General features: G+C 62.6%; 30 protein-coding genes and 1 tRNA gene. 15 read left to right on the plus strand and 16 right to left on the minus strand.

The annotated features are described in order from the left end of the window. Positions 1-53: 53 nt before the first annotated feature. Complete coding sequence (locus FB598_RS10300; protein WP_141914762.1) at positions 54-878, plus strand: FadR/GntR family transcriptional regulator; 825 nt, start codon at positions 54-56, stop codon at positions 876-878. 92 nt (positions 879-970) lie between these two features. On the opposite strand, the gene FB598_RS10305 is transcribed toward FB598_RS10300, so the two are convergent. Both FB598_RS10305 and earP read right to left on the minus strand, forming a co-directional pair. Continuing rightward, on the minus strand, positions 971-1,546 hold the full coding sequence (locus tag FB598_RS10305) for an elongation factor P (RefSeq protein ID WP_141914761.1): 576 nt from the start codon (positions 1,544-1,546) through the stop codon (positions 971-973). A gap of 114 nt (positions 1,547-1,660) precedes the next feature. After that, complete coding sequence (gene earP / locus FB598_RS10310; protein ID WP_183405745.1) at positions 1,661-2,848, minus strand: elongation factor P maturation arginine rhamnosyltransferase EarP; 1,188 nt, start codon at positions 2,846-2,848, stop codon at positions 1,661-1,663. A gap of 169 nt (positions 2,849-3,017) precedes the next feature. Between earP and FB598_RS10315 the strand changes: the two genes are divergently transcribed. Both FB598_RS10315 and FB598_RS10320 read left to right on the plus strand, forming a co-directional pair. Beyond that, positions 3,018-3,491, plus strand: a complete 474-nt coding sequence (locus FB598_RS10315) for a MarR family winged helix-turn-helix transcriptional regulator (RefSeq protein WP_255463899.1) — start codon at positions 3,018-3,020, stop codon at positions 3,489-3,491. 209 nt (positions 3,492-3,700) lie between these two features. Then, positions 3,701-4,135: an organic hydroperoxide resistance protein gene (locus FB598_RS10320; protein WP_141914759.1), complete on the plus strand. Its 435-nt coding sequence runs from the start codon at positions 3,701-3,703 to the stop codon at positions 4,133-4,135. A 106-nt stretch (positions 4,136-4,241) separates the two neighbouring features. On the opposite strand, the gene FB598_RS10325 is transcribed toward FB598_RS10320, so the two are convergent. The 8 genes from FB598_RS10325 to FB598_RS10360 form a co-directional block, all read right to left on the minus strand. Continuing rightward, positions 4,242-4,757, minus strand: coding sequence for a DUF2867 domain-containing protein (locus tag FB598_RS10325; protein WP_141914758.1), 516 nt, complete (start codon positions 4,755-4,757; stop codon positions 4,242-4,244). Between the two features lie 55 nt (positions 4,758-4,812). Further along, a complete protein-coding gene (gene cydX / locus FB598_RS10330) occupies positions 4,813-4,977 on the minus strand; it encodes a cytochrome bd-I oxidase subunit CydX (RefSeq protein ID WP_141914757.1) in 165 nt (54 codons plus the stop codon). A 24-nt stretch (positions 4,978-5,001) separates the two neighbouring features. Further along, a complete protein-coding gene (cydB, locus tag FB598_RS10335; protein ID WP_141914756.1) occupies positions 5,002-6,141 on the minus strand; it encodes a cytochrome d ubiquinol oxidase subunit II in 1,140 nt (379 codons plus the stop codon). A 30-nt stretch (positions 6,142-6,171) separates the two neighbouring features. Continuing rightward, positions 6,172-7,797 carry a cytochrome ubiquinol oxidase subunit I gene (locus FB598_RS10340; RefSeq protein WP_141914755.1) on the minus strand — a complete coding sequence of 542 codons (1,626 nt, stop codon included), beginning with the start codon at positions 7,795-7,797 and terminating at the stop codon, positions 6,172-6,174. Then, positions 7,781-8,086 carry a cytochrome oxidase putative small subunit CydP gene (cydP, locus tag FB598_RS10345; protein WP_255463898.1) on the minus strand — a complete coding sequence of 102 codons (306 nt, stop codon included), beginning with the start codon at positions 8,084-8,086 and terminating at the stop codon, positions 7,781-7,783. Before cydP ends, FB598_RS10340 begins: the two co-directional genes overlap by 17 nt. A 2-nt stretch (positions 8,087-8,088) precedes the next feature. Then, positions 8,089-8,715 (minus strand): GbsR/MarR family transcriptional regulator, encoded by a 627-nt coding sequence (locus FB598_RS10350; protein ID WP_255463897.1) that lies wholly within the window; start codon positions 8,713-8,715, stop codon positions 8,089-8,091. Positions 8,716-9,147: 432 nt separating this feature from the next. Continuing rightward, entirely contained in the window at positions 9,148-10,611 is a 1,464-nt protein-coding gene (locus FB598_RS10355; protein ID WP_183405744.1) for a heavy metal sensor histidine kinase, read from the minus strand. Continuing rightward, the gene (locus FB598_RS10360) at positions 10,608-11,279 is read right to left on the minus strand and encodes a heavy metal response regulator transcription factor (RefSeq protein WP_141914754.1); all 672 of its coding nucleotides are present in this window, start codon (positions 11,277-11,279) and stop codon (positions 10,608-10,610) included. The genes FB598_RS10355 and FB598_RS10360 overlap by 4 nt, the downstream gene beginning before the upstream one ends. 202 nt (positions 11,280-11,481) lie before the next feature. On the opposite strand from FB598_RS10360, the gene msrP reads away from it, so the two are divergent. The 4 genes from msrP to FB598_RS10380 all read left to right on the plus strand — a co-directional run bounded on the left by msrP (position 11,482) and on the right by FB598_RS10380 (position 15,710). Further along, complete coding sequence (gene msrP, locus FB598_RS10365; protein ID WP_141914753.1) at positions 11,482-12,450, plus strand: protein-methionine-sulfoxide reductase catalytic subunit MsrP; 969 nt, start codon at positions 11,482-11,484, stop codon at positions 12,448-12,450. A gap of 12 nt (positions 12,451-12,462) precedes the next feature. Continuing rightward, a complete protein-coding gene (locus FB598_RS10370) occupies positions 12,463-13,152 on the plus strand; it encodes a sulfite oxidase heme-binding subunit YedZ (protein WP_141914752.1) in 690 nt (229 codons plus the stop codon). A 79-nt stretch (positions 13,153-13,231) separates the two neighbouring features. Next, the gene (gene msrA, locus FB598_RS10375; RefSeq protein ID WP_141914751.1) at positions 13,232-13,936 is read left to right on the plus strand and encodes a peptide-methionine (S)-S-oxide reductase MsrA; all 705 of its coding nucleotides are present in this window, start codon (positions 13,232-13,234) and stop codon (positions 13,934-13,936) included. A gap of 61 nt (positions 13,937-13,997) precedes the next feature. Then, positions 13,998-15,710 carry a lipopolysaccharide assembly protein LapB gene (locus tag FB598_RS10380; protein ID WP_141914750.1) on the plus strand — a complete coding sequence of 571 codons (1,713 nt, stop codon included), beginning with the start codon at positions 13,998-14,000 and terminating at the stop codon, positions 15,708-15,710. A 25-nt stretch (positions 15,711-15,735) separates the two neighbouring features. Here FB598_RS10380 and FB598_RS10385 read toward each other — a convergent pair whose 3' ends face one another. The 3 genes from FB598_RS10385 to FB598_RS10395 all read right to left on the minus strand — a co-directional run bounded on the left by FB598_RS10385 (position 15,736) and on the right by FB598_RS10395 (position 16,807). Further along, a complete protein-coding gene (locus FB598_RS10385) occupies positions 15,736-16,203 on the minus strand; it encodes a GDP-mannose mannosyl hydrolase (RefSeq protein WP_141914749.1) in 468 nt (155 codons plus the stop codon). A 107-nt stretch (positions 16,204-16,310) separates the two neighbouring features. Then, a tRNA-Lys gene (locus tag FB598_RS10390) sits at positions 16,311-16,386 on the minus strand. Between the two features lie 145 nt (positions 16,387-16,531). Next, complete coding sequence (locus FB598_RS10395; RefSeq protein WP_141914748.1) at positions 16,532-16,807, minus strand: hypothetical protein; 276 nt, start codon at positions 16,805-16,807, stop codon at positions 16,532-16,534. A gap of 57 nt (positions 16,808-16,864) precedes the next feature. Here FB598_RS10395 and FB598_RS10400 point away from each other — a divergent pair, with 57 nt between their 5' ends. Next, a complete protein-coding gene (locus FB598_RS10400; RefSeq protein ID WP_141914747.1) occupies positions 16,865-17,212 on the plus strand; it encodes a hypothetical protein in 348 nt (115 codons plus the stop codon). 32 nt (positions 17,213-17,244) lie between these two features. On the opposite strand, the gene FB598_RS20725 is transcribed toward FB598_RS10400, so the two are convergent. Together FB598_RS20725 and FB598_RS10405 are read right to left on the minus strand one after the other, a co-directional pair. Beyond that, the gene (locus tag FB598_RS20725; protein ID WP_183405743.1) at positions 17,245-17,400 is read right to left on the minus strand and encodes a hypothetical protein; all 156 of its coding nucleotides are present in this window, start codon (positions 17,398-17,400) and stop codon (positions 17,245-17,247) included. A gap of 59 nt (positions 17,401-17,459) precedes the next feature. Beyond that, complete coding sequence (locus FB598_RS10405) at positions 17,460-18,278, minus strand: spermidine synthase (RefSeq protein ID WP_141914746.1); 819 nt, start codon at positions 18,276-18,278, stop codon at positions 17,460-17,462. Between the two features lie 182 nt (positions 18,279-18,460). Here FB598_RS10405 and FB598_RS10410 point away from each other — a divergent pair, with 182 nt between their 5' ends. From FB598_RS10410 to FB598_RS10425, 4 genes are all read left to right on the plus strand, one after another. After that, a complete protein-coding gene (locus tag FB598_RS10410) occupies positions 18,461-19,276 on the plus strand; it encodes a MetQ/NlpA family ABC transporter substrate-binding protein (RefSeq protein ID WP_141914745.1) in 816 nt (271 codons plus the stop codon). Between the two features lie 47 nt (positions 19,277-19,323). After that, positions 19,324-19,566 (plus strand): hypothetical protein, encoded by a 243-nt coding sequence (locus tag FB598_RS10415; RefSeq protein ID WP_141914744.1) that lies wholly within the window; start codon positions 19,324-19,326, stop codon positions 19,564-19,566. A gap of 127 nt (positions 19,567-19,693) precedes the next feature. Next, positions 19,694-19,951 carry a type II toxin-antitoxin system Phd/YefM family antitoxin gene (locus FB598_RS10420; RefSeq protein ID WP_141914743.1) on the plus strand — a complete coding sequence of 86 codons (258 nt, stop codon included), beginning with the start codon at positions 19,694-19,696 and terminating at the stop codon, positions 19,949-19,951. Next, positions 19,948-20,214 (plus strand): Txe/YoeB family addiction module toxin, encoded by a 267-nt coding sequence (locus FB598_RS10425; protein WP_141914742.1) that lies wholly within the window; start codon positions 19,948-19,950, stop codon positions 20,212-20,214. The genes FB598_RS10420 and FB598_RS10425 overlap by 4 nt, the downstream gene beginning before the upstream one ends. 54 nt (positions 20,215-20,268) lie before the next feature. Here the strand turns inward: FB598_RS10425 and FB598_RS10430 are convergent, their stop codons facing one another. Continuing rightward, positions 20,269-20,823 carry a DNA-deoxyinosine glycosylase gene (locus FB598_RS10430; RefSeq protein ID WP_141914741.1) on the minus strand — a complete coding sequence of 185 codons (555 nt, stop codon included), beginning with the start codon at positions 20,821-20,823 and terminating at the stop codon, positions 20,269-20,271. A gap of 170 nt (positions 20,824-20,993) precedes the next feature. On the opposite strand from FB598_RS10430, the gene FB598_RS10435 reads away from it, so the two are divergent. The 3 genes from FB598_RS10435 (at position 20,994) to FB598_RS10445 (ending at position 22,888) form a co-directional block, all read left to right on the plus strand. Continuing rightward, positions 20,994-21,743 carry an SDR family oxidoreductase gene (locus FB598_RS10435; protein ID WP_141914740.1) on the plus strand — a complete coding sequence of 250 codons (750 nt, stop codon included), beginning with the start codon at positions 20,994-20,996 and terminating at the stop codon, positions 21,741-21,743. A 41-nt stretch (positions 21,744-21,784) separates the two neighbouring features. Then, positions 21,785-22,228: a DUF962 domain-containing protein gene (locus FB598_RS10440; protein WP_183405742.1), complete on the plus strand. Its 444-nt coding sequence runs from the start codon at positions 21,785-21,787 to the stop codon at positions 22,226-22,228. A gap of 207 nt (positions 22,229-22,435) precedes the next feature. Beyond that, positions 22,436-22,888 (plus strand): glycine zipper 2TM domain-containing protein, encoded by a 453-nt coding sequence (locus tag FB598_RS10445; protein WP_050466195.1) that lies wholly within the window; start codon positions 22,436-22,438, stop codon positions 22,886-22,888. Positions 22,889-23,027: the final 139 nt, after the last annotated feature.

The raw sequence follows: 23,027 nt of genomic DNA on the forward strand, positions 1-23,027 counted from the left end.
TTGTCATACAACTTTTGGTGGCGATGCGGCCAAAAGCGGTATCATTGCGCGCCATGAACAAGCCCGATGCCAAGACTTCCACCGCTACCGCCGCCGCCACAGCCGCCGTTTCCAAACGAGGCAAGGGCACGTTGGCCGACCACGTCACCAGCGTGCTGGCGCAGCAGATCCGCGCAGGCGAGTTCGCGCCCGACGCGCGCTTGCCTTCGGAGATGGAGCTGACCGCGCGCTTCGCGGTCAGCCGCACGGTGATCCGCGAGGCGATCTCGCGCCTGAAGTCGGAGGGCCTGGTGGGTTCGCGCCGGGGCAGCGGTACGGTGGTGCTGGGCGCCAACCAGGCCACGCCGTTCCGGCTCGACATGCAGGTGGAGGACGTGCGCGATTCGATCCGGGCGGTGCTGCGGGTGATCGAGCTGCGGCGCGGGGTGGAAGGCGAAATGGCGGCGCTGGCCGCGCAACGCCGCACGCGTGCGCAAAACCTGGCGATCCAGCAGGCCTTGCAAGACATCGACCGGGCCGCGCAAGAGGGCCGGGATGGCGTGCCGGAGGACTTCGCCTTCCATGCCGCGATCTCCAATGCCGCCCACAATCCGCTGTATACCTCGCTGGTGCAGTTCCTGAGCCAGTTCCTGCATGCCGCCATCCGGGTGGCGCGCATGAACGAGGCGCGCCGCAGCGACTTCAGCCAGCAGGTGCGCAACGAACACGCGGCCATCGCCCAGGCCATCGCCGATGGCGACGCCGCGGCGGCGCGCGCGGCGGCCCTGCAGCATATGGAAAATTCGGCGCGCCGCATCCAGGCGGCCGATAGCGAATTCTGGGCCAGCGAAGGCGGCAAGGCGGCGCGCCATCTGGCGCAGGCCAAGCCGCAGGAGTAGGGCAGCGCTCGCCGCCCGGCTTGGGGCCGGCTTGGCGGGGACGAAAAAAAACGCTGCACGAGGCAGCGTTTTTTTATTGCATCGGCGGGGGATTAACCGCGGACAACCTTCTTGTACTCGTTGGTACGGGTGTCGATTTCGATGTCGTCGTCCTGGCTGACGAACAGCGGAACCATCACGACGATCTGGTTGGCTTCGATCGCGTTTTCGATCTTGGCTTCCTTCAGGACGTTGCCCGAGGTGTTGCCCTTGACTGCCGGCTCCGAGTAGGCAACCTTGCGCACGATGGTGGTCGGCATTTCAACCGAGATCGCCTTGCCGTCGTAGAACACGGCTTCGCACTGCATGCCGTCCTTCAGGTAGCCGATGGCGTCGCCCATGTTCTCGCCTTCGATTTCGTACTGGTTGTACTCTTCGTCCATGAAGACGAACAGCGGGTCGGCGAAGTACGAGTAGGTGACCGGCTTCTTGTCCAGCACCACGACGTCGAACTTGTCGTCGCCGCGGAATACGCTTTCCATAGGGGTGTTGGTCAGCAGGTTCTTCATCTTCCACTTGTAGGTGAAGCCGGTGCGGGAAGAGCCGTTGACGTCGGAACGCAGGACGATCATGGGCTTGCTGTCAACCATGATGATGTTGCCGACGCGGATTTCTTTTGCAAATTTCATAGCGGAGTGTCGTGAAAAGTAGGTTTCTTCAAACTGTCAGTAGCCCACTGGCACAAACTGCACCGCAAGCCCACGTACGATTGAATTTCAAAAAAGTTAGCCCGGTATTTTAACCTATTTTCCGGGCGCCTCTACTACCAGCCGGGCAGCGAACTTGAGCAAATTGGCGATGAAGTCGCCATTTGCCAACAACTTGCGCTGCCAGTCCCCGGCCGCCGCGGTGAGGGCCGGCAACTCGTCCTGCAGGGCTTGCCAGCTTGCCGTCCAGTCAACGTCGGGGTGGCTGGCGCCGTTCCAGGCGCGCGCGGCCTCGGCCAGGGCGGGCGAGGCCGGCGTGTAGATCTTCAGGAAAGCGTCGAGCTTGGTGTGGTGCAGGTTCTTGTCTTGCCGGTAGATATTCCAGATGAAGGGCTTGCCGGCCCATTGCGCGCGCACGAAGGAGTCTTCGCCGCGGACGAAGTTGAAGTCGCAGCTCCACAATAGCTTGTCATAGTCGGTCTGCGCCACGAAAGGCAGCACGCGTACCGTCAGGGCGTCGCGGGTGGCGGCCGCGCCGGCTTGCATCGGCGCGCCGAGGAAAGCCTCGACGGCGCTGCGCGCCACGCCCTCCGGCGCCAGGCAGGTGACGGCGCGCGGCGCCTGTTGCCAGGCGTCGAACAATGCCGGCAACGGGGCGTCGTCGTAGCAGAACATGGACACCTTCAGATTGGCTTGCTCCTGCGGCGTCACGCCCAGGCCGGAAAGGAAGGCGGTGGCCTGGTTTTCCCGCAGGAAGGTTTGCCGCCGGGCTTCCAGATCGGCTTCGAAGCTCAGCCCGCCGGTGCGTTCATTGAATCCGGGGAAGAAGAAATACTTGGTCAGCTTCAGCGAGCGATGCGGCGAGGGCAGGGTATGGCAGCCTTCCACCCATTGCTCGGCCGACAATCCCTCCAGGTTGAACCACACCGGCTTGACGGCGCGCAGCGCCATCGCTTCGACATAGGCCGGCGGAATCTCGCAGCCGAAGAACTCGATCACGATGTCGGGGATGTCGGCGGCCGTGAATGCGTCGTCCTGGCCGCGCCAGTGCTGCACGGTGACGCCGTCCAGTTGCTGCACCTCGGCGGCGGGATCGACTGGCGGCCAGATGCGCCTGAAACTGGCAAGGTCATCCACCCACAGCCGGACCGCGATGCCGTGCTCGCGCACCAACTGGCGGGCCAGGCGCCAGCAAATGCCGATATCGCCATAGTTGTCGACCACCCGGCAGAACAGGTCGAGGGTCTTGAGCGGGTTGGCAGGGACGGAAATGGCGTGAGGCATGACGAGGAAGACAGGGAATGCGGAGAAGTGCCGGAAAGCGCGAATGATACCCAAGTTGCGCGGTGCGCGCCGTTGTGTGCGAAAGCGGTTCGGCGGTGTCGAGCAACGACTTCAAGAATTTTATTTAAATTGCTTGCAATTTAATTTTGAGCTGTATATTATGCGCTGCATGGACAACGCCAACACACCGAAGCTGCCGGACGCGCTGATCGACGAAGCCTTGCTTCTCGACAACCAGCTGTGTTTCGCCATGTATTCGGCGTCCCTGGCGATGACCAAGGCCTACAAGAAACTGCTCGGCGCGCTGGACATCACTTATCCGCAATATCTGGTGATGATGGTACTGTGGGAAAAGGATCAGATCACCGTCTCCGAGCTGGGCAGCCGCCTGTATCTCGATTCCGGCACGCTGACCCCGCTGTTGAAGCGCATGGAAACCATGGGCTTGCTGCACCGGGCCCGCGACGCCGGCGACGAGCGGCGCGTGGTGGTGAGCTTGAGCGATGCCGGCCGCGCCTTGCGCGAGAAGGCCAAGGCGGTGCCGGTCCGGATGAGCTGCATGCTGCCGCCGCTGGATGAAGTGAAGAAGCTGGTTGGCGAACTCAAGGATGTGCGCAAGAATTTGCTGGATGCGGAAGAGTGAGCATCGGCATGGAAGGATGCGGCAGTGTTTTGGATTGTGTTAATTTGGTTGTTCACAATTTTATTGTAAATAATTTATTTGTTTTCTCAGTTGAATCTTAGTTGAACCTTAGTTGAATTTGACGCAGCGGTAACCCGGCGAATCTTTCGCCACCTCTTATCTCCAATCTCCAACGATTGGCATTAACCTGAAAACCGAAAGGAAAGAAAATGTCTTCCAACAAGATCGAAAAAGCCCTGTACACCGCAACTGCAACCGCAACCGGCGGCCGTGAAGGTTCCGCCAGGTCCTCCGACGGCGTGCTGGACGTCAAGCTGTCGACCCCGAAGGAACTGGGCGGCGCCGGCGGTCCTGGCACCAACCCCGAGCAACTGTTCGCAGCCGGCTATTCGGCTTGCTTCCTGGGCGCGCTGAAGTTCGTCGCCGGCCAAGCCAAGGTCGCCATTCCTGCCGACGCCAGCATCACCGGCAAGGTCGGCATCGGCCAGATCCCGGCCGGTTTCGGCATCGAAGCCGAACTCAACATCTCGCTGCCGGGCATCGACCGCGCCGTGGCGCAAGACCTGGTCGAGAAGGCGCACCAGGTGTGCCCGTACTCGAACGCCACCCGCGGCAACATCAACGTGACGCTGAACCTGGTCTGAGCCGTCTGCAAGCTGTCTTCTGCAGTAACAAAAAGCCCCGCGAAGCGATTCGCGGGGCTTTTTGCATGGCGCCGGCAATTGCGCGGCTGCGCGGAATGGGTGCGCCTTATTCCGGCATCTTTTCCAGCAGCGTACGCACGATGCGCCGGTGGAAAGGCATGATGACGGCCAGGTAGGCTTTGCCGGGCCAGCCCTTGGTGCGCACCACGGTGGTCGCGGTCAGCCATTGCGGCGCCTCGCCCGCAGAGCCGGATGACGATTTTTCTAGGCACAGGCGGAAATCCAGGTGGCGGTCGTCCATGCCCAGCAGCAGGTGCGATGCGTCGCCGTCCAGCACCGGAAAACCCGGCATCTGGTTATCCGCCTGCACTTCGCCGACCGCCAGTTGGGCGCCCTTGAGCCCGAACGGGGCCACCAGGCGGTTGCGCAGAGCCAGAAGCGCCGCGATCCAGGCCGGCTTGCCGCTCATCATGCGCGCGGCAATATCGGCGATCTGCCGCTGTGCCAGCGAGGCAGCCAGGGGAATGCGATAGCTGTCGGCGAAGTCGGCCCCGGGCAGCAGTTGCCAGTGGCGCGCTTCAGGGGCGATTTCAGCGGCCTTGCATGCAGGTGTTGCGTTCATCTTGCCTCCTGGCGAAAGATGGTGACGGAAAGGGCCGTCCAGGCTGGCGCCGGCCTCACTCCTTGCCGCGCCGCTCGCTATCGGCGGCGCTGGCGAAGCGCTCATGCGTTTCCTCGGCCTTGCGGCGGCCGAAGGCATAGTTCGCTTCCAGCCACATCACGTTGATGATGCCGAAGGCCAGCGCCAGGCCGATGCCAAGTATCCAGGCGAAATACCACATAGTGTTCTCCAGGTTGCGGCGCGTTCAGTACGCCGTGTGTTGGTTGTCGTGGATGTCTTTGAGCGTGACCTTGCCCTTGACCACGCGATATACCCAGCCGGTGTAGATGATGATGATCGGCAGGAAGATCACCACCATCCAGAACATCAGGCCCAGGCTCTTGTGGCTGGCGACCGCGTCCCACATGGTCAGGCTGCTCCTGGGATCGAGCGAGGACGGCATCACGAACGGGAACAGCGAGATGCCGGCGGTCAGGATGATGCCGGTCACCGACAGGCCGCTGGCGACGAAGGCCAGGCGCGGGCGACGTAGCAGCGCCAACAGTGCGGCCAATGCCGCGCCGGCCAAGCCCAGCGCCGGGAGCAGCCTGGTGGCCGGCCAGCGCGCGTAGTTGTCGAACCAGGCGCCAGCGGTGATTTCCACGGTCTTGGCCAGCGGCGTGAAGGCGCTGTTGACGTCCGGCATGGAGGTAATGCGGTAGCCCGGCAACTGCGCCACCCAGAAGCCGCCGGCGATAAACAGCAGCAGCGTGGCGATGGCGGCCACGATGGCGGTCTTGCGCGCGCGTTCGCCGACGGCGGCATCGGTCTTGACGCAGGCGAAGGCGGCGCCATGCATCAACAGCATGGCCACCGACAGCAGGCCTGCGAGCAAGCCGAACGGATTCAACAGGGCGAAGAAGCTGCCGGTGTATTCCACCCGCATGGTGTCGTCGTAGTGGAAGGGCACGCCCAGCAGCAGGTTGCCGAACGCCACCCCGCAGATCAGCGGCGGCACGACACCGCCGATGAACAGGCCCCAGTCCCAGGCGTTGCGCCAGCGCGGGTCGGCGACCTTGCTGCGGTAGTCGAAGCCGACCGGGCGGAAGAACAGCGAGAACAGCAGTATCATCAGCGCGATGTAGAAGCCCGAGAAGGCGGTCGCGTAGACCAGCGGCCAGGCCGCGAAGGTGGCGCCGCCGGCGGTGATGAACCAGGTCTGGTTGCCTTCCCAGGTGGGGCCGATCGAGTTGATCAGCACGCGCCGCTCGGCGTCGGTCTTGCCGGCGAAGGGCAGCATCATGCCGACCCCGAAATCGAAGCCGTCGGTCAGCGCGAAACCGATCAGCAGCACGCCGACGAAGGCCCACCAGATCAGCTTGAGTGTTTCGTAATCGAAGATCATCTTGCTTTCCTCATTTCTTGAGCGGGCGCGTCAGGCGGCGTTGCCGGAGTTGGCGTTGGGGTTGAGCGGCGGCGGCAGTACGGCGCTGTCATCGTCGGCGCAGCCCTGGGTTTCCCAGAAGTACTTGCCGGTATGCAGGCTGCTGGGTCCGATGCGCACGTATTTCACCATCAGGATCATTTCCACCACCAGCAGGAAGGTGTAGAACAGGATGAAGCCGGCCAGGCTGAAGTACAGGCTGCTCGGCTGCAGCGAGGACGCCGACAGGTGCGTGGGCAGGATGCCGGCGATGGTCCACGGCTGGCGGCCATATTCGGCCACGATCCAGCCCAGTTCGGCGGCGATCCACGGCAGCGGGATGGAGAACACCGCCAGCTTGAGCAGCCAGCGCTGCGGCGCCAGTTGCTTCCTGGCCAGGAACCAGACCGAGGAGGCGAAGATGAACAGCATCAGGAAACCGATCGCCACCATGCCGCGGAAGGACCAGAACAGCGGCGCCACCTTGGGGATGGTGTCGTCCACGGCCATGGCGATCTGCCCGGGCGTGGCGTCGACCACATTGTTGGTGTATTTCTTGAGCAGCAGGCCGTAGCCGAGATCCTTCTTGTGCTCATCGAAGGCGACGCGCGCGGCGTCGGACTTGTCGCCGGATTTCAGGCGCATCAGCGCCGCATAGGCCAGCATGCCGTTGCGGATGCGCGCCTCATGTTCCTTCTTCAGGTCCTTGATGCCGACCACCGGCTGGTCGGTCGAGCGGGTGGCGATCAGGCCCAGCACGTAGGGGATCTTCACCGCGTAGTCGGTGCGCTGTTCCTTGTCGTTGGGCAGGCCGAACAGCGTCAGGCCGGCCGGCGCGGGATGGGTGTCCCACTCCGCTTCGATGGCCGCCAGCTTGACCTTGTTGACTTCGCCCGCGGTGTAGCCGGATTCGTCGCCCAGCACGATCACCGAGAGCGTCGAGGCCAGGCCGAAACCGGCCGCCACCGCGAACGAGCGCAGCGCGAAGGCGGTGTCGCGCGCCTTGAGCAGGTACCAGGACGACACGCCCAGCACGAACATCGACGCCGTCACGTAGCCGGCGGCCACCGTGTGCACGAACTTGACCTGTGCCACCGGATTGAAGATCACCTCGGTCATGCTGACCAGCTCCATGCGCATGGTCTCGAAGTTGAAGTCGGCGCCGACCGGGTTGTTCATCCAGCCGTTGGCGATCAGGATCCACAGCGCCGACAGGCTGGAGCCAAGCGCCACCAGGAAGGTTACCAGCAAGTGCTGCTTGCGCGAGAGCCGGTCCCAGCCGAAGAAGAACAGGCCGACGAAGGTCGATTCCAGGAAGAACGCGGCCAGGCCTTCGATGGCCAGCGGCGTGCCGAAGATGTCGCCCACATAGTGCGAATAGTAGGACCAGTTGGTGCCGAACTGGAACTCAAGCGTAATGCCGGTAGCCACGCCCATGGCGAAGTTGATGCCGAACAGCTTGCCCCAGAAACGGGTCATGTCCTTGTAGATCGGGCTGCCGGTCATGACATAGACCGACTCCATGATCACCAGGATCCACGACAGGCCCAGCGTCAGCGGGACGAACAGAAAGTGATACAGCGCCGTCACGGCGAACTGCAGCCGCGACAGCGAAACGACTTCATCGATTGGAAGCATTGTTTACCTCGGAGGTGTTGGACGTTTCAGAGGAGAGAGCGGGAACCTGGGTATCCGGTGCGGCCGGCGCCAGCATGCGCGCCTCGACGCTGGCGGTGGGCATGCGCATGTGCTTGGCCTCGGGGTGGGCGAAGAAGGTCTTGGACAGGATGGTGATCAGCGCGATCTTGACGACCAGCAGCAGCGTGATTTCCGCGCCCAGCGGCAGCTGGGTCAGGCGCGGGATGCGAAGGCGGCGCAGGCCCGGCGGGCGCTGCTGGTCGGAGACGGATGGAGCAGGCCGGCGCATGGCTACTCCCTGCCGATCTTGTCAGTCTTGTCGTTTTTTTCCTGCGCGGCAGCGTCCCCGTCGGCGGCGCCGTCCTTGCCGCCGAAGCGGAACTTCTCGCGCACGTCCAGCAGCTTCTTGACCTTGGCGCCCATCTTCATCAACGACACCAGGGTCTCGGGCTGCAGGCGCTGCACCTCGTCGAACCATGAGCTCGACAGTTCGATCAGCTCATACATCTCGCGCATGCGCTTCTGTGCCGCCTTGTCGTCGGCACTGGCGGGCGCCTCCAGCAGCGCGTCGCGCAGCATCGAAAGAGTGGGCTCGATCTCGCGGCGGCGGCGCTCTTCCAGCAGCGCCTTGAAAATATCCCAGATATCGCCCGGCGGTTCGAAATACTCGCGCCGATCGTTGGGGCGGTGCAGCAGCTTCACCAGGCGCCAGGATTGCAATTCCTTCAGGCCCATGCTGACGTTGGAGCGCGAGAAGCTCAGGTAATCCGCGATCTCGTCGGCGTTGAGCGCGCGTCCGCTGATGTAGAGCAGCGCATAGATCTGGCCCACCGTGCGGTTGATGCCCCAGCGGCTGCCCATCTCGCCGAAGTGCATGATGAAGCGCTGCATCAGGGGGGTAAGGGTATGGGGTTCCATGACTCGTCTGCCTTTCTTATATTCTGAATTTTCAGTAATTACTGAAATTTAAAACAATTGTTGCGCCAGCTCAATAGCACGCGGCCATGGTTTTTCTGATAACAGTTATGCGATTTGGAAATGATTGCCTTCGGTGGCGAACCTGCAGGCGGCAACTGTCTGGCGGCAACGCTGCCGTTGCGCCAGACAGGCAAGGGGCATTCATTGCTCCGCCCGATTGCCTGCCGGGCGAGGTAGGCCTGCGGATGTCCCGGTGTTCGTATGCTGCTTGCGCCGCCTGATTGCCGCCTGATTTGCATTGCATGGCAGCATTTTCGCGCTTTTCTGTCCATGCAGAAGGCCGCGACGGAGGCCTGGCTTGATGCCAATCAAATAAACCCTACAAACCGGCGACAGGCGTTGCGCCTTGTCGTGGCGTAGCGATAACAGATCCTAGGCGGGTATCGAGGAGGGCGATGGCGCGGATGCCGGAGGGAAGTGCAGCGTGAAGCGTATCCAGCCCGGCTGCGGGCACTCCACCGTGGCCGTGCCCCGATGCAGCGCCATGATGGCTTTCACGATCGCCAGCCCCAGCCCGTTGGACTCGGTATAGGCGCTGCGCGAGCGGTCGCCGCGGTAGAAGCGGTCGAACATGCGCGCCATGGTGTGCGGCGTGGCATCGTCGCTGCGGTTTTCGACGATGATGCTGCTGCCGTTCCCGTCGCTGCGCGCGATGATGCGCACCGTGCTGTCTGCCTCGCCATAACGCACCGCGTTGATCACCAGGTTACTGACCGCACGCCGCCACATCACCAGGTTGGCGTGGCAGCTCCCCTCCGCTTCCAGCGCGAAGCGCATGCCGCGCTCGTCGGCGATGCCTTCGAAGTAATCGACGATCTTGCCCAACTCTTCCCGCAGCTCCAGCGCGGCGCAATCGACCGCCAGCGTGGCGTGGTCGGCCTGCGCCAGGAACATGATGTTCTCGACGATGCGTGAAATGCGCTGCAATTCTTCCACGTTCGATTCCAGCAACTGCTCGTACTCTTCCGGCGAGCGGCGCTGGCCCAGCGCCACCTGGCTCTGGCCCATCAGCACATTGACCGGGGTGCGGATTTCATGGGCCAGGTCGCCGGAGAATTGCGACAGGTGTTCGTAGCCTGCCTCCAGCCGATCCAGCATGGCGTTGAACGATACCGCCACGCGCCGCAGCTCTTGCGGCATGCCTTCCTGTTCCAGCCGCATCGACAGGCGGTCGGGCGTGATCTGCGCGGCGCGGCGGCTCATTTCCAGCAGCGGGCGCAAACCGTGGCGCAGCAGCAGGAAACCGAGCAGGGCGGTCAGCAGCACCGCGCCGGCGGCGGCGCCGGCGATGCGCCAGCGGTAGCTGCGCAGCATGCCGGCCTCCTGCACCATGACATAGGCGGCGACGATTTCGACCGTATCGGCATGGTCTTGCCCGCTGCCGACCTCGGCCAGCGCCGCCACCCAGCGGATGCGCACGCCGTCGGCGCGCACGGTGGTGAACAGGTCGGCCGCCGACAGCGGCGTGCCGACCGGGACGGGTTCCATCTCCGGCGGCACCAGGTGCTCGGGATTGCTCTGGATGAAGGGCGCTTCGCCGCGGCGGCGGAAGATGCGCACGTCCTGCTCGTTGCCCATCATGCTTTCGAACAGGGCCGGACGTTGTTCCATCTGCTCGACATTGTCGAGGTCGTGCATCAGGTTGCGGAAGTGTTCGACGCGGCCGGTCAGCGCCTGGTCGGCGCGCAGTTCCAACGCCTCGCGCACCGAACCGTACAGGTACCAGCCGAGCCCGGCCACCACCAGGCAGGCGATCAGCGCGAACAGGGCCGAGACGCGCAGCGTCAGCGTCCAGCCGCGGGCGCCGGAGCGGGGGGCTGAGATGGGAGCGCTCATGGGTTTTCCGAAAACATGTAGCCCACGCTGCGCACGGTGTGGATCAGTTTCTTCTCGAACGGCGCGTCGATCTTGGCGCGCAGGCGCTTGATGGCGACATCGACCACGTTGGTGTCGCTGTCGAAGTTCATGTCCCAGATCTGCGAAGCGATCACGCTGCGTGACAGCGCCTCGTCCCGGCGCTTGACCAGCAGATGCAGCAACATGAATTCCTTGTTGGTCAGCGCGATGTTGACGCCCTGGCGCGTGACCTTGTGGCGCACGTGGTCCAACTGCAGGTCGGCGATTTCGAGCACCTCGGCCTCGCGCACCACGCCGCGCCGCAGTAAAGTACGGATGCGCAGCACCAGTTCAGTGAAGGAGAATGGCTTGACCAGGTAGTCGTCGGCGCCCAGTTGCAGGCCGCGGATGCGGTCGTCGACGTGGTCGCGGGCGGTCAGGAACAGCACCGGCAGGTCGCGCTTGGCGCGCAGGGCGCCCATCACCTGCCAGCCGTCGATGCCGGGCAGCATCACGTCCAGCACCACCAGGTCGTAGTCCTGCTCCAGCGCCATATGCAGGCCGTCGGCGCCGTTGCGGGCGAGGTCGACCGCATAGCCGGACTCGCGCAGCCCTTTCCTGAGATAGTCGCCGGTTTTGGGGTCGTCTTCGATTACCAGGATGGCCATGCGCAAAAGCTCGTCGGATGCGGGAAAATGCTGGAGATTTTAGAGCGCATTCGATAAAACAGCGTGGTTTTTCTTCATGACAAAATTGTCATGAGATTGCCACCCGGATGTCATCGCGCCACACTTAGCATGGCCACACGTAGCAAAGCATTGCCCGATTGCCGCATTACCCAGCGCCAACCCATTTTTGAGCGAGAGTCCCATGCTGATCAAGATACGCCCCGACCAGATCGAGATACCTACCGCCTCGGAGATCACCCCCAGGGAGATCTACCTCGCGCGCCGCAGCTTCATGGCCAAGGTCGCGGCCGGCGCGGCGCTGGCCGGCGGCTGGGGCGCTTTTCCGCAAGCGTTCGCGCAGCAGGGCCGGAAGCTGCCGGCCAGGCTCAATAACGCCTACGCGGTGATGGACAAGCAGACCGCCTACAAGGACGCCACCACCTACAACAACTTCTACGAATTCGGCACCGACAAGGCCGATCCGGCCAGGAACGCCGGCACCTTGAAGACCAACCCGTGGACGGTGGATATCGAAGGCGAGGTCAAGAAGCCCTTCACGCTGGACCTGGAGGCGCTGCTGAAACTGGCGCCGCTGGAAGAGCGCGTCTACCGCCTGCGCTGTGTCGAGGGTTGGTCGATGGTGATCCCCTGGATCGGCTATTCGCTGTCGGCGCTGATCAGGAAGGCCGAGCCCACCGGCAACGCCAAGTATGTGGAATTCGTCACCCTGGCCGACAAGAAGCAGATGCCCGGCATCTCCGACCCCATCCTCAACTGGCCCTACCGCGAAGGCCTGCGCATGGACGAGGCCAACCATCCGCTGGCATTGCTGGCCTTCGGCATGTACGGCGAGGTGCTGCCCAACCAGAACGGCGCGCCGGTGCGCATCGTCGTGCCGTGGAAGTACGGCTTCAAGTCGGCCAAGTCGATCGTCAAGATCCGTTTCGTCAAGGACGAGCCCAAGACCGCGTGGAACATGTATGCGGCGCAGGAATACGGCTTCTATTCCAATGTCAATCCCAACGTCGACCACCCGCGCTGGTCGCAGGCCACCGAGCGCCGCATCGGCGAAGACGGTTTCTTCGCGCCCAAGCGCAAGACGCTGATGTTCAACGGCTACAACGACGTGGCCGGGCTGTACTCGGGCATGGATCTGCGCAAGTTCTTTTGAGCTAAGGTTCCCATGCAACTCGCTCCCTCCGCCCTCCGCAACCTCGCGCCGCGCACGGTCAACGTGTTGTGGTGGCTGTCCCTGGCGCTGGCCTTCGTGCCGTTGGCGCGGCTGGTGGCGCTGGGCTTTACCGGCGGGCTGGGCGCCAATCCGCTGGAGTTCATCACCCACAGCACCGGCGACTGGACGCTCTATTTCTTTTGCATCACGCTGGCGGTGACGCCGCTGCGCAAGATCACCGGCATCAACTGGCTGGTGAAGCTGCGCCGCATGCTGGGGTTGATGGCCTTCCTTTACCTGAGCCTGCACTTCACTACGTTTGTCTGGTTCGACCATTTCTTCGACCTTGGCGAGATCTGGAAAGACATCGTCAAGCGGCCTTTCATCACGGTGGGGGCGACGGCGCTGCTGCTGTCCATCCCGCTGGCCGCCACCAGCACCAACGGTATGGTGCGCCGCCTGGGAGGCAAGCGCTGGCAGCTCCTGCATCGCCTGATCTACCTCATCGTGCCGCTGGGCGTATTGCATTATTGGTGGGACAAGGCCGGCAAGAACCTGATCGCGCAGCCGCTGCTGTTTGCCGTGCTGGTGGGCGCGTTGCTGGCGTTGCGCCTGCTGTGGCGCCAGACGAAGAAAGGGCGGGAGAACGGGCGGGAGCAGGCCCCGGCGGCACAGGGGCCGGCTTCGGTGACGCGCTCCTGACCGAGCGTGGCGCGGTGCCGTTGACCGGCGCGTTTTGTTTTGATTTGAAGTCGACCTCACTTCCGTTGCGGAGAAAACCATGTCCATCCTGAAACCCGTCGCCATCGTATCGGCGGCCGCCGCGCTGTGCCTGGCGCTGGCATCCATGGCGCGCGTCAATGCCGCCGAACCCGCGGTTGCCGTGCCCGCCGCGGTCGGCAAGGCGCAGCTCTCCTCGACCGCGCAAAGCGAAACCATCGTGCTGGCCGGCGGCTGCTTCTGGGGCGTGCAGGGCGTGTTCCAGCACACCCAGGGCGTACTGCGCGCGCTGTCCGGCTATGCCGGCGGCAAGCGCGAGGCGGCGACCTACGAGATGGTCAGCAGCGGCGGCACCGGCCATGCCGAAGCGGTGCAGGTGACCTATGACCCGCGCAAGATCTCCTTCGGCCAGATCCTGCAGATTTATTTTTCGGTGGCGCACGACCCAACCCAGCTGAACCGCCAGGGGCCCGACCATGGCACGCAGTACCGTTCGGCCATCTTCACCGCCAGCCAGCAACAGCAGCAGGCGGCCGAGGCCTATATCGCCCAGATCAACGCCGCGAGGGTGTTTTCTTCGCCCATCGTGACGCAGGTGACGGCGTTGCAGGGTTTCTACCCGGCCGAGGACTACCACCAGGACTACGCCACCCTGCACCCCAACCAGCCCTATATCGCCTATAACGACCTGCCCAAGATCGCCAACCTGCAAAAGATGTATCCGGCCATCTACCGGGCCGATCCGGTCCTGGTGATGAAACGCTGACGCCGTCCATGTGCGCGGGGAAGGATGAGACAATACGGCGCATCGTATCGTCCGTCCCGCCATGAACCCGACCGAAACCCTGAGACAAGCCTTCCAGCTGTTCGAGCAAGAACATTACGCCGCCGCCGAGCAGATGCTGTTTGATCTGCTGGAGAGCGAGCCGGATCATGTGCAGGTGCTGCATCTGCTGGGCAGCGTGGCGGCGGCGCAAGCGCACTTCGAGGAGGCGGCCGTGGTGTTGCAACGCGCCTTGCGCCTGCTGCCGGCAAACGCCCGGGAGGCATTGCCGATCCGCTACAAGCTGGGCCGCGCCTTCTACGAACTGGGCCGGGTTGAAGACGCCTTCCTGTTGTATCGCGCGCTGATAGAAGCGGGCCACCGGATGCCCGAACTCTTTGTCGCCGCATCCGCCGCGCTGCAAGCGATGTCGCCCTCGGGCAAGAACGACGCGCAAGCCATTGCCTTATTGGACGAGGCCTTGCAGCTGCAGGCCGATGTGCCCGATACCTGGCACCGCAAGGCCATGCTGCACGAGCGCCTCAAGGACTGGCAAGCCGCGCGCGCCAGCGTGCAGCAGGCGCTGCGGCTGGACGACCGGCGCGCCGTCTACTGGCACGATGCCGGCGCGGCTGAGCACGCGCTGGGCGACTTCGACACGGCCCTCAAGTTCTACGACCAGGCGCTCATTCTCGATCCCGATTACGTCGATGCCCATGTCAGCCGCGGCACCAGCCTGGCGCGCCTGCGGCAATACGACGACGCCATCGACAGCTACCGCCGCGCGCTCAGGCTGAAGCCGGACGATCCCGAGGCCAAGCTCAACCTGGCGCTTTCGCTGTTGGTGCTGGGCCGTTTCGAGGAGGCCTTGCCGCTCTACGAATGGCGCTGGGAAGGGCGCAGCGCGGATCCCTACCGCCACGCGGCGATTCCCGCCTGGAACGGCGCCACGCCGCTGCGCGGCAAACGCATCCTGCTGTGGGCGGAGCAGGGCTACGGCGACATCATCCAATTCATCCGCTATGCGCTGCAGATCGCCGAGGCCGGCGCGCAAGTGGTGCTCGAAGTGCCGGCCAACCAGTTGCCCCTGCTGGCGAGCCTGCCGTCTTCCTCGCCATGGGAAACGGTGGCCATCGGCGAACCGGTGCCGCCAGTGGATTGCCAGTTGCCGATGATGAGCCTGCCGCTGGTCTGCAATACGCGATACGGCGATATTCCCGCCCCCGTGCCCTACCTGCATGCCGACGACGCGCGCAAGCAGGCATGGATGGCGCGCATCGATGCGCTGGCGCCGCGCACGCCGGGACGTTTGCGCGTGGGCGTCGTCTGTTCCGGCAACCCCGGCAATACCAACGACTATCGTCGCTCCATCCCGCTGCAGCAATTCGCGCCGCTGGCGCAGGCGCGCCAGGAGATCGATTTCTTCGCGGTTCAGCCCGACTTGCGCGAGACCGACGCCGCCTGGCTGCACAGGCAAGCGGGCTGGCACTGGCTGGGGCAGGGGATCGGCAATTTCAACGAAACCGCCGCCGTATTGTCCTGCATGGACCTGCTGATCACGGTAGACACCGCCGCCGCCCACCTGGCCGGCGCACTGGGCCTGCCGGTCTGGATCGCGCTGCCGTTCGCGCCCGACTGGCGCTGGTTCCTGAACCGCCACGATTCGCCGTGGTATCCCAGCGCCAGGCTGTTCCGGCAGCAGCAGGCCGGGCAATGGGGGGATGTGATGCTGGCGCTGAAGGCGGCGCTGGCCATTTCGGATTTTCCCGGCCGCTAAGGAGGACAGGGCGGGCCAGGGAGGCTTACAGTTTGTTGGCCGGCGCGTCTTCGAAGTAGCGCTTGGTGTTGACATGCACCAGCGGGCTTTGCATCAATTTATCCAGCGGCCACCAGCGCAGTTCCGAATGCTGGGCATCGGGGACGATGCGGCTTCCGGGCGGCAGGCTGCAATGGCATCCCAGCGCCACGTAGTGTGAGCCGAAGCCTTCGCGGCCCAGCGCATTGTCGGCATAGATATGGTCGAACGCGCCCGACAACTCCCAGCTTGCCGGTTCCACGCCGAGTTCCACCCGTGCGATGCGTCGCACGGCATCCTTCAGTGTTTCGCCTTTGCGGATACGCCCGCCGGGAACGAACCAGCAATCGCTGGCGGGGCGGTTGCGCCGGTAGCCGAGCAGGATCTCGTTGCGCTCATTGCGAACCAGCAAATCGATCGATACCAGCGGGGTGGATTGGATCACCAGGGCAAAATCGTCGGCACTGAGGTTCATGGTCGGGGCGCAAAAAGGGGGCTTGGAAAAAGGACGTGGAATGGGGACGTAGAATGGCCAAAACAGAAAAGCCTTCCAAAGGCATGCTTTGGAAGGCTTTGAAATTCTGGTGGGGCGTCACAGATTCGAACTGTGGACCTACGGATTAAGAGTCCGCTGCTCTACCAACTGAGCTAACGCCCCGTGCTGCACGTTGTTGCTCTGTGCTGCAAGAAAGGACGCATTATAGGTAGGGTTTATCAGTTCCGCAAGTTCTTTTTTCTTTTCTTCATCACTTTCTAGTTCATAGGTCGCAGTCAAGGCTGATTCTTTGACATCCAGACCCGTCTCACAGCACATTTGACCATGTAATACGGCTTGATGGCTTCTCCCTTACGCCATTTGCTAATAGCGCCTCACTTACCCCAAGAGGTTGAGCCATACGGGAATGACTATTGTCTCCGCGTGCGGCATTATAAAAATCAATGGCTATCAACATGGCAACCTCTTGTGCTTTTTCGCTAGCGTTATGCAGTCGTGATTCTTTTTTTAAGTTCGACGTTGGTATGCGTAAGGACTTTTCTTGGGTGGGAGCGACGCTATTCATGCGGTCGATATGGAACAAAAATGTTCTCCACATCCACTTATGGGCTCCTTCAATACTTCCTTACTGGAGCCACCTATGTCGAATTCGCTCACAATTCCTTTCTCATCCTCGCCTCTTGAGTGGGAGGTAACCAAGCATACGCAGGGCCAAAAAATGCAAAGTTTGTCCACCGACCAGCTATTGACGGATGCGATGAGTGCTGATGCGACACCTGATGGAAAGAGGATAGCTGGTACCGAACTGCAACGCCGTCTGGATAACGGTGAAATCGGGCAGGACCTGTCGGCGGCTGATAAAGAAGAGGTACAGAAGCTGCTTGACAGTATGAAAAATGGCGAACTCTCGCCGGATGGCGCACAACGCTTGCAGCAATTGCTGCAACCGACCGCGTTGTCATCGGGTGACAACGACGATATTCGCTGACAGCAGCGAGCCACATCAACTTTTGAAGCAAGCTAGCCTGCTTGATGCAGGCTGGTTCGCATTAGCAGCTTCAAAGAGCGGCTTTGCCCGTTGTTGCTCTGTCCTGCAAGCAAGGACGCAAGTGGGTTTTCATTGCTACGCAAGCCTTTTTCAAGAAATCTGAAAATAATGCTGGCCGCTTGTTGCATGTGCAATATCCGGCCGATCTTCGAGCAGGCTTTGCGTGCAGGCGTCGTCCAATCGTTCCTCAGATACCGCTCTTGATCCCGTTGACCCAGGACTTGGCCGGCAGCCTGGTCTGCGCTTCGATCTGCGCGGCGCGTTCGTACAGGGCCGGGAAGTCGAACTGACGCTGTCCCTTGAAGGCGAGCGCGACGACGTTGCCGTCATGGACTTCGGGCAGCGAAACCACCGTATCGAATGCGAATTCCATCGCCTTCAGGTTCCTGGCGTAGCTGGGATGGTCGCCGAACAGGTTGACCGTCATGACGCCGCCGGGGGCCAGGCTGTCGTAGCAGGCCTGGTAGAACTCCGGCGTATCGAGCACCGGGCCGCGCGCAGTGGCGTCGTAGAGGTCGACCTGCAGCGCATCGATGATGCCGTGCCCGGCCGCATGCAGGATGAAGTCCATGGCATCGCTTTCGATCAGCATCAGGCGCTCGTCGGGTTCGGGCAGCTTGAACATGCTGTGGCAGATGGCAACCACCGCCGGGTTCAGTTCCACCGCCGTCACTTGCGCCTGCGGGAATTCACGGTAGGCGAACTTGGTCAGCGCGCCGGTACCCAGCCCCAGCTGCACGATATGGCGCGGCGCCGGGTTGAACAGCATCCAGGCCATCATTTGCTGCGCATACTCCAGCTCGATCCAGTCCGGCTTGCGGATGCGCATGGCGCCTTGTACCCATTCGGTGCCGAAGTGCAGGTAGCGCACGCCATCCAATTCGGACAGCGTCACCGGCGCGAACCTGGGCGTGCGGGGTTTGGCGGCATCGGCGCCGAGGCGGCGGCGGTTGGGGCCGGCCTTGGTGTTGGCCTGGGCCTCGATGGATTTTCTTCTGATCAGCATGGTATGGAATCGGGTGATAGCGGTGCGGCCGGTACGGGTGCCGCCTGGAGGCGGAATGATACCTTGCCGGACGCCTCTGCCGCAGTTTTGCCGCGCTTCCCGCATATCGACATGCGGATTCATTCCTTCTTTCCGTGCCGGGCCTGTGTGACCATGCTGTCCTCATTCTTATCGGGGACATCATGCAATTGGCTGCAATCGCAAAACTGGCCGGCGCATTGGCCGCACTGAGCCTGGCGCTGGCGCCGCACACGGCATCGGCGCAGGACAAGACGAAGATCAAGGTCGGCATCTCGGTGGGTAATGCAGAGAGCACCTTCGAGGTGGTCAAGAAAGTCGCCGCGCGCGAAGGGCTGGAGATCCAGACCGTGGTCTTCAGCGACTACCTGCAGCCCAACGCGGCGCTGGCCGCCGGCGACCTGGACGCCAATGCCTTCCAGCACGTGCCTTATCTGGACAGCCAGATCAAGGCGCGCGGCTACAAGATCGTGCCGGTGGGGCTGACCATCACCGCGCCATTGGGCATTTATTCCAAAAAATACAAGTCGGTCGACCAATTGCCCAACGGCGCCACCATCGGCATCCAGAATGACCCGTCCAACGGCAACCGCGCGCTGCTGCTGTTGCAAAAGGCCGGCCTGATCAAGCTCAAGCCGGGGGCGGGCGAGAACGGCGTCAATGCCACCCCGCTGGATGTGGCGGACAACCCGAAGAAGCTCAAGCTGGTCGAACTCGACGCCGCGCAATTGCCGCGTTCGCTGGACGACCTGGCCGCCGTCTCGATCAATAACGACTACGCCTTCAAGGCCGGGCTGTCGCTGCAGAAGGACACCATCGCCGTGGAAGACCCGCGCGGCCGCTATGCCAACGTCATCGCCACCCGCGCCGAAGACAAGGACAAGCCCTGGGTCAGGAAGCTGGTGCAGGCCTACCAGTCGGAAGAGGTGCGCAAATTCATCGAAAGCGAATTCAAGGGATCGCTGGTGCCGGCGTTCTGAGAGTCCCTGGAGCGGGGCAGCGCCCTGCCCGAAAACATGCTGAAGCTTTGAAAGCGGCGCATTATCGATGCCGCCCGGCGGCAATCCGGGCGGCATTTTTTGATGCCGATCCGGCCGGCGGCCGGCTGCTCATATACACTTCGGCCATGCTCAAACCTCTTATTTTCTGCATCAAGCTGGCCATCGTTTTCGCCGCCATCGTCTTCTTCGGCAAGGCGGTGCAGTACCTCATTTTCAACGGCGGCTTTTCAGGCGAGTTCTTCGATTATGTGTTTTTCCGCAAGACCTGATCGGTCGTGCGCCTTGCCTGTGTGCAGGTTCCCGAGTCGCATCGAGCCGGCAGGACTCATGTGAACATGTACGTCTTTCTGTACATGTATTAAAATCCCGTCACTTGTACAGCCTATGGAGCGGCATATGCGCACCGTTCACTTTACCGATGCCCGCAGCAATTTGAAGAGTGTGATCGACCGCGTTGTTGAAGATGCCGATGTCACGCTGATTACGCGGCGCGATGCTCCCAATGCGGTTGTGATGTCGCAGGAGTATTACGACAGCCTCATGGAAACAGTGCATCTGTTGCGTTCGCCGGCGAATGTCGCCCACCTTGAGCGTTCGATCGGACAACTTCGCGAAGGCAGCGCCGTGGAGCGCACTATCGACGAAAGCCAATGAGCAGCCGACGCATATTGTTTACCGCTGAAGCCTGGGACGACTATCAGTACTGGCAGACGCAAGACCGGAAAACACTGAAGCGCATCAATCAACTGACCCGCGAGGCCCAGCGGACTCCGTTCGAAGGCATCGGCAAGCCGGAGCCGCTCAAGGCCAATCTGTCAGGATTCTGGTCGCGTCGCATCGACGATGTGAACAGGCTGGTGTATGAAGCCAAGGAAGGGCAGATCAATATCGTCTCTTGCCGCTATCACTACGAGTAAGCCTGCCGTTATTCACCGCCGCATCGCAATCGATAAAACGTGCCGTACGCCGCGCTAGCCGGGCGCTGTGTTCGAAGCGGCCAGCCGTCGCCATATTTCCAGTTTTTGCGCATACGACAGAGAGGCATGCGCCGGACTGCTCGACGGCAAAAGCAGAGTCCGGTATCGCAGCGCCCGTTCCCCCAAAGCCTTCATCCCGATCTTCGCCGCAGTGCCGCCATTGAATGCGACGGTGGTCAAGTCAGGCAAGGTATCGATGAGCGTCACCAGATCGTTCTGCGAATGTTCTCGAATCGCGCTATCCAGGCTGCCGATCCTGCGTGCATTGGCAATCACATCCCACAAACCGATGCGATGTTCCAACAAGACCGACAACCGTGTCTCATAATCCAGCCCAACCAGGTCGACGCCAATCGAATCCCCGACCAGCCGCCAAAATGCATTGCGCGGATGTCCGTAATACTGGCTGGCCGCCAGCGAAGCCATTCCCGGCAAACTCCCTAAAATCAGCGTGCGCGTATCGCGCGCCACCACCGGCGCGAAGCTGGCCAGCAGCGGATCGGCGGCGGTGAATTCGAGCGGTTGTGGTCCGGTTTTCCTGGTCGGCATGGTTTGTCCGGTCGGAGATGAAAATTATTTGACGGTGCGCCACAGGCAGCGAGGAGAGGCACAATGACGCGACATCGCCCAGGCGCCGCTTGCGGCAAAACAGCGATCTTAGCGTAATTGCCGCAGGCGCAATTGCCCCAACTTCAAGCAGACATTTCACGGAGGAAGACATGGCAGGAAAAGTCATCGTAGTGACCGGCGGCAGCCGCGGTATCGGCGCGGCTACGGCCAAACTGGCGGGGCGGCAAGGTTATGCGGTCTGCGTCAACTATGTGTCCAACCGCGACGCGGCCGAGGCCGTGGCCGACGAGATCCGCCAGGCCGGCGGCCGCGCCATCACGGTAGCGGGCGATGTGGCCAGGGAGGAAGACATCGTGCGCCTGTTTGCCACCGTCGACCAGGAACTGGGTCCGGTCACCGCGCTGGTCAACAATGCCGGCATCCTGGGCCACCAGTCGCGCCTGGACGACATGAGCGCCGAGCGCATCAACCGCGTGCTGGTCGCCAACATCACCGGCAGCCTCTTGTGCGCGCGCGAGGCTGTCAAGCGCATGTCGACCAGGCATGGCGGCAAAGGCGGCGCCATCGTCAACCTGTCGTCGATGGCGGCCAAGCTGGGCGGGCCGGGCGAGTATGTCGATTACGCCGCCTCCAAGGGCGCGATCGACGCCTTTACCATCGGCCTGGCCAAGGAAGTGGCGGCTGAAGGCATCCGCGTCAACGCCGTGCGTCCGGGGCTGATCTATACTGATATCCACGCCAGCGGCGGCGAAGCCGGCCGCGTCGATCGCCTCAAGGATGCCGTGCCGATGAAACGCGGCGGCACCGCCGAAGAGGTCGCCAACGCCATCCTGTGGCTGCTGTCGGATGAGTCGTCCTACGCCACCGGCACTTTTATCGACGTGTCCGGGGGGCGCTGATCCCCGCTGCATCGGCAGCATCCACCTCGCCGGAGGCCGGCATGAGCATCGTCACCCAGCGCCGTATCGACCAGTTGCTGTCGCGTTATGCCGAAAGCCACCGGCATCCGCTCAACGAGCGGATCCACTGCGTCTGCGTTCCTGCCATCGTGCTGTCGCTGCTGGGCCTGTGCTGGACGCTATCGCCGGCCGTGGCGCTGGTGGCGGCGGCCGCCGCGCTGGCGTATTACCTCAGTTTGTCGCCGCCGCTTGCCGCCGGCATGCTGGCCATGACGGCCGTGATGCTGGTGATCCTGGCCCGTTTGCCGGCGGGCGCGGTGTTGCCGCTGTCGGCGGCGGTCTTCGTGATTGCGTGGATAGGGCAGTTCGTCGGCCACAAGATCGAGGGCAAGAAGCCTTCCTTTTTCGAGGATGTGCGCTTCCTGCTGATCGGGCCGCTGTTTGTGCTGGGAGTGCTGTACCGGCGCTGGAACATCCGCTACTAGGGCCGCAATCCGGGCGCAATCCGGGGAAATGATGAAGAAAACAGGGGGAACGAAGCTATTGTAGTCCGGTCAACAACGGGTTTGTATTAATATGTCAAGCGTTGTTGGGTTGTTTGCCATACGGGAAATGGCGCGAATGTGCCAACCCTCAATCAGCAAGCAAAAAACAGCCCGATGACCGGGCGAATTTTCAGTTGGAGTGTCTGTATGAAGAAATTGCTTTTAATCGTTGCACTGAGCTCGCTGGCGGCCGGTTGCGCCTATACGCCGAACTCGGCCAGCGTCTATAACACCCGCCAGGCCCAGGGCGAGCAGACCGTTCGCATGGGCGTGGTGGAGTCGATCCGCAACGTGACCATCGACAAGGGCGCTTCCGGCGTGGGCACCCTGGCCGGCGGCGCACTGGGCGGCATCGCGGCCGGTTCCAACATCGGCGGCGGCAATGGCGCGCTGGCAGCCGGCATTATCGGCGCCCTGGCCGGCGGCATCGCCGGCAACCAGATCGAATCGCGCATGGCCAATCAGGCCGGCCTGGAAATCACCGTGCGCCTGGATAACGGCGAACTGCGCGCCATCACCCAGGATGCGGACGAGGCTTTCCGCGTCGGCGAACGCGTGCGTTTGCTGTCCAACGGCCGCACCACTCGCGTCACGCATTGATGCGCTGAGCCTCACCAGCTCTGCCTGAAAGCAGGGCTTCGATCCTAATGCCGTTCAGTTAAGCGCTGAACGGCATTTGTGTTTGTGGAGGTTTGAGGAGACCAGACTCCGTTCGCCCTGAGTAGCTGCGCAGCAGCGT

Source organism: Herbaspirillum sp. SJZ106, from assembly GCF_006715495.1.
Taxonomy (GTDB): domain Bacteria; phylum Pseudomonadota; class Gammaproteobacteria; order Burkholderiales; family Burkholderiaceae_D; genus Herbaspirillum.

Excerpts from the sequence above, each read along its gene's own strand:
- FB598_RS10300 (WP_141914762.1), top strand. The coding sequence starts at position 54 with ATGAACAAGCCCGATGCCAAGACTTCCACCGCTACCGCCGCCGCCACA.
- FB598_RS10305 (WP_141914761.1), bottom strand. The coding sequence starts at position 1,546 with ATGAAATTTGCAAAAGAAATCCGCGTCGGCAACATCATCATGGTTGAC.
- earP (WP_183405745.1), bottom strand. The coding sequence starts at position 2,848 with ATGCCTCACGCCATTTCCGTCCCTGCCAACCCGCTCAAGACCCTCGAC.
- FB598_RS10315 (WP_255463899.1), top strand. The coding sequence starts at position 3,018 with ATGGACAACGCCAACACACCGAAGCTGCCGGACGCGCTGATCGACGAA.
- FB598_RS10320 (WP_141914759.1), top strand. The coding sequence starts at position 3,701 with ATGTCTTCCAACAAGATCGAAAAAGCCCTGTACACCGCAACTGCAACC.
- FB598_RS10325 (WP_141914758.1), bottom strand. The coding sequence starts at position 4,757 with ATGAACGCAACACCTGCATGCAAGGCCGCTGAAATCGCCCCTGAAGCG.
- cydX (WP_141914757.1), bottom strand. The coding sequence starts at position 4,977 with ATGTGGTATTTCGCCTGGATACTTGGCATCGGCCTGGCGCTGGCCTTC.
- cydB (WP_141914756.1), bottom strand. The coding sequence starts at position 6,141 with ATGATCTTCGATTACGAAACACTCAAGCTGATCTGGTGGGCCTTCGTC.
- FB598_RS10340 (WP_141914755.1), bottom strand. The coding sequence starts at position 7,797 with ATGCTTCCAATCGATGAAGTCGTTTCGCTGTCGCGGCTGCAGTTCGCC.
- cydP (WP_255463898.1), bottom strand. The coding sequence starts at position 8,086 with ATGCGCCGGCCTGCTCCATCCGTCTCCGACCAGCAGCGCCCGCCGGGC.
- FB598_RS10350 (WP_255463897.1), bottom strand. The coding sequence starts at position 8,715 with ATGGAACCCCATACCCTTACCCCCCTGATGCAGCGCTTCATCATGCAC.
- FB598_RS10355 (WP_183405744.1), bottom strand. The coding sequence starts at position 10,611 with ATGAGCGCTCCCATCTCAGCCCCCCGCTCCGGCGCCCGCGGCTGGACG.
- FB598_RS10360 (WP_141914754.1), bottom strand. The coding sequence starts at position 11,279 with ATGGCCATCCTGGTAATCGAAGACGACCCCAAAACCGGCGACTATCTC.
- msrP (WP_141914753.1), top strand. The coding sequence starts at position 11,482 with ATGCTGATCAAGATACGCCCCGACCAGATCGAGATACCTACCGCCTCG.
- FB598_RS10370 (WP_141914752.1), top strand. The coding sequence starts at position 12,463 with ATGCAACTCGCTCCCTCCGCCCTCCGCAACCTCGCGCCGCGCACGGTC.
- msrA (WP_141914751.1), top strand. The coding sequence starts at position 13,232 with ATGTCCATCCTGAAACCCGTCGCCATCGTATCGGCGGCCGCCGCGCTG.
- FB598_RS10380 (WP_141914750.1), top strand. The coding sequence starts at position 13,998 with ATGAACCCGACCGAAACCCTGAGACAAGCCTTCCAGCTGTTCGAGCAA.
- FB598_RS10385 (WP_141914749.1), bottom strand. The coding sequence starts at position 16,203 with ATGAACCTCAGTGCCGACGATTTTGCCCTGGTGATCCAATCCACCCCG.
- FB598_RS10400 (WP_141914747.1), top strand. The coding sequence starts at position 16,865 with ATGTCGAATTCGCTCACAATTCCTTTCTCATCCTCGCCTCTTGAGTGG.
- FB598_RS20725 (WP_183405743.1), bottom strand. The coding sequence starts at position 17,400 with ATGCAACAAGCGGCCAGCATTATTTTCAGATTTCTTGAAAAAGGCTTG.
- FB598_RS10405 (WP_141914746.1), bottom strand. The coding sequence starts at position 18,278 with ATGCTGATCAGAAGAAAATCCATCGAGGCCCAGGCCAACACCAAGGCC.
- FB598_RS10410 (WP_141914745.1), top strand. The coding sequence starts at position 18,461 with ATGCAATTGGCTGCAATCGCAAAACTGGCCGGCGCATTGGCCGCACTG.
- FB598_RS10420 (WP_141914743.1), top strand. The coding sequence starts at position 19,694 with ATGCGCACCGTTCACTTTACCGATGCCCGCAGCAATTTGAAGAGTGTG.
- FB598_RS10425 (WP_141914742.1), top strand. The coding sequence starts at position 19,948 with ATGAGCAGCCGACGCATATTGTTTACCGCTGAAGCCTGGGACGACTAT.
- FB598_RS10430 (WP_141914741.1), bottom strand. The coding sequence starts at position 20,823 with ATGCCGACCAGGAAAACCGGACCACAACCGCTCGAATTCACCGCCGCC.
- FB598_RS10435 (WP_141914740.1), top strand. The coding sequence starts at position 20,994 with ATGGCAGGAAAAGTCATCGTAGTGACCGGCGGCAGCCGCGGTATCGGC.
- FB598_RS10440 (WP_183405742.1), top strand. The coding sequence starts at position 21,785 with ATGAGCATCGTCACCCAGCGCCGTATCGACCAGTTGCTGTCGCGTTAT.
- FB598_RS10445 (WP_050466195.1), top strand. The coding sequence starts at position 22,436 with ATGAAGAAATTGCTTTTAATCGTTGCACTGAGCTCGCTGGCGGCCGGT.